This is a genomic window from Okeania sp. SIO3I5, from assembly GCF_010672085.1.
GTDB lineage: Bacteria > Cyanobacteriota > Cyanobacteriia > Cyanobacteriales > Microcoleaceae > Trichodesmium.
This window is the reverse complement of record NZ_JAAHHT010000235.1, coordinates 1-3,650: the sequence shown is the minus strand read 5'-3', so window position 1 is coordinate 3,650 and position 3,650 is coordinate 1. Positions and strand designations below refer to the sequence as shown.

Here is a 3,650-nt window from a genome sequence, read left to right as displayed (position 1 = left end):
AAATCAATGCAGGAGATATAGAGTCATTCTCTCGTGAAGGTTCAGGGGGCAGTATTACCATTGAAGCTAACGGTAATATTATCACAAGTGAAATAATTTCCTCAGCAGCAGATCCAGAAAATATACCTTCTCGGGGAGAAAATACAGAAACTTCGACCACAAATCAGTCTCAGGTGCAGGAAGAAACAGACAACCCAGGTGGTAACATTACTATTAAAAGTACAGAGGGTACGGTGACAACTCAAGGAGAAATTACTTCCTACAGCAATAAAGGACCAGGGGGAAATATTGAGATTAGTGGTCAAGGTAATATTAATATTCGTAACAATGAAACAGATAATGAAAATGAAGTAGGATCTCTTGACTCCCGTACTGATGGCGCCAGTAGGAGTAGTAATGGTGGTGCAATTACTATCACAAGTGAAACAGGTAATATTACAATTGAGAATGAGTTATCTTCTTCGTCCCAAACAGGTAAAGGTGGTGATATAAATGTGACTGCCCCAGGTGATATCACATCAGAAACAATTTCTTCCTATTCAGACGGTAATGGTGATGGTGGTGAAATTAATATTACTAGCACTCAAGGCGATTTAGAAATAGGTGAGATATTGTCCTCCAGTGGCGAACCGATAGCTCAGAGAGCGCAAAACCAAGGACAAACAAATAATTCTAACTCTGGAGAAAATAATACTGGTGGGGGTGGAGATATTACTCTGAATGCTGATGAAGGTTCTATAACAGTAGGAGATATAGAGTCGTTTTCTCGTCAAGGTGCAGCAGGCAATATTAAGATTAATGCTAAAGGTAATATTATCACAGATGCCATCATTTCCTCTGCTGGAAACCCAGAAGATATTCCACCCCTTGAACAAAATGCAGATGATGCTACCATAATTCAGTCCCAAGTTGAACAGCAAAATAATCGCCCAGGTGGTGAGATTACTGTTCAAAGTACAGAAGGTACAGTGACAACAAGAGGAAAAATCATTTCCTATAGCGATAAAGGAGATGGGGGTAACATTAGTATTGTCAGTCAAGGCGATCTTAATATTATCCCTAACAGTGATTCTGAAACGAATGCTGCTAATATTGATTCCCGCTCTGATGGCACAGGAGGCAGTGGTGGTAATATTCTTATTGAAAGTAAAACAGGTATTATTGATGGTGCAAACGAGTTTGCTTCTTCTTCGATAACAGGTGATGGTGGTAATGTGAATCTTATCGGCGCCGGTAATATTGACGTACAAAATATCTTTTCCTTTTCAGAAGGTGATGGAAATGCTGGAGATGTTACCATTACAAGTAATAGCGATATCCGAACAGGGACTATAGGATCGTATGCTAATCGTGGTCAGGGTGGTAATGTCTCTATTTTTGCTGATGGTGCAATAGATACCAGTATTGGTGAGGTACACTCTTTTTCCTTAGCAGGGGAAGGTGGAAATGTCACCCTCAGCGCCACAAGTAATATTACTACAGGTTTTGTTGAAAGCTATAGCGGTGGCGGAACAAGGGGTGGTAATATTACTCTGGAAACGACTAATGGAAATATTGATACTACTGTAGGACCTTTAGATGTATCTCTTGAGCTACTTGGATTTCCATTAGACGCAGAAGCAAATATTTCTACTGATGCTGATGTATCTTCAGAAGAAGTTGCGACTATCTTTGGACAGCAACGCGCTAATCTAAATTCCTATGCTCCTGAAGGTACTGGAGGCAATATTTTAATTATTCAGGGAGGTCAGGGAAATATTACCACTAGCAATATTAGTTCTTTTGGTCGAGAAGATAGTGGATCTGTTAATATCATCAACAATGATGGCAATATCAACACGGGCGTAATTTTTTCAACTGCTATCAATGGTGCAGGCGGTCAAATTTCTGTCAAAACTACCAATAACGGCAACTTGAATATTAATCATATTGCTACTTATTCCTCTGGTGAAACTGGTACGGGTGGTGATATTAGTCTGGATGCTAGTGGTACTGTCAATATTAATAATGTGGCATCTTTTGGTGATGGGGGTAGTGGAGATGTGAATATTCAAAGTCTTAGTGGGAGTTTGAATACAGGCACAATTCAAACCCGCGCTCCCAATGGTAGCAGTGGGAATATTACTTTGAATACTTTTAGCACTCAAGGTGATATTCAAACTGCAAATGTTACCACCCAAGGCGGAAACTCGGCAGGTACAGTTGAAATTATTGCTGCTGACGGATCTGTGACAACTGAAGATTTAGAATCTACTTCTGAGTCAGGAAGTGCTGGAGGTATTGATGTTCAGGCAGGGGAAGATATTGAGACTGGAGACCAAACTGTTGATAGTGCGACTGGTGATGCGAGTATTAGTAATGAAGCGGGAGGTGATATTACTACTGGAGACCAAACAGCGACTACCGAAACAGGTGATGCGACTGTGACTAATACCGCAGGTGGTGATATTACTACTGGAGACCAAACAGCGATTACCGAAACAGGTGATGCCACTGTTACTAATACCGCAGGTGGTGATGTGAATACCGGAGATATTACGGCGATAACTGAAACAGGGAATGCGACGGTGACTAATACCGCAGGTGGTGATGTGAATACCGGAGATATTACGGCAATTACCGAAACAGGTGATGCGACTGTGACTAATACCGCAGGTGGTGATGTGAATACCGGAAATATTACGGCAATTACCGAAACAGGTGATGCGACAGTGACTAATACCGCAGGTGGTGATGTGAATACCGGAGATATTACGGCGATAACTGAAACAGGTGATGCGACAGTGACTAATACCGCAGGTGGTGATGTGAATACCGGAAATATTACTGCTATAGGAGAGACGACAAATATCATCAACCAACCAGGTTTAAATGGAGAAGTTAATACTGGTGAAATCATCCAAATTAGCCCAACCCTATCAACACCAACAGATAATACTTTGTCACAAATATTACCTCAAACACCAATAACTCCAGTAACTGCACCCAACCTAGTGCAAGCGCCAGTATCTCCAGTAACTCAACCCAATGTGGTCCAACCGTCAGTATCTCCAGTAACTCAACCCAACGTGGTGCAACCGTCAGTATCTCCAGTAACTCAACCCAACGTGGTGCAACCGTCAGTATCTCCAGTAACTCAACCCAACGTGGTGCAACCGTCAGTATCTCCAGTAACTCAACCCAATGTGGTGCAACCGTCAGTACCTTCAATTCTTGTAACTGAAAATATTGCTCCATCTAACAATCAAGTATTAAATCCTCTTACTACTCAAATTATCCAATCAGTGCAAGGTAATAGCACTATCACAACCAGCAATAATCCTAATCTGCCAAACCAAGTGAGCGATCGCCTGAAAGGCAACCTGAACACAGATACCACCACCGCTTTACGAAACATCAATATTGTGAATAGCACACCCCTATCTGTAGCTGCCAATTCCACAACATTGACAACGATAGAACAAGATCGCAACAATGAATTTGCCGACTACTTTGAGTTTGACTTATCAACTACCGCATCCCAAAAAAATATCCGGGAAGTTCTAACTGATATCGCCAGTCAAACAGGTAACAACTCAGCTATTATCTATGTCACCGCTTACCCAGACGAAATACAACTGGTATTATATACACCAGATAGCGAACCCATA

1 protein-coding gene is annotated in these 3,650 nt (G+C 41.6%); it reads left to right on the top strand.

All coding sequences use genetic code 11. From position 1 onward, the window contains the following. Nucleotides 1-3,650: beta strand repeat-containing protein (locus F6K40_RS32675; protein WP_375340610.1), on the top strand; the 3,650-nt coding region annotated here is incomplete at both ends.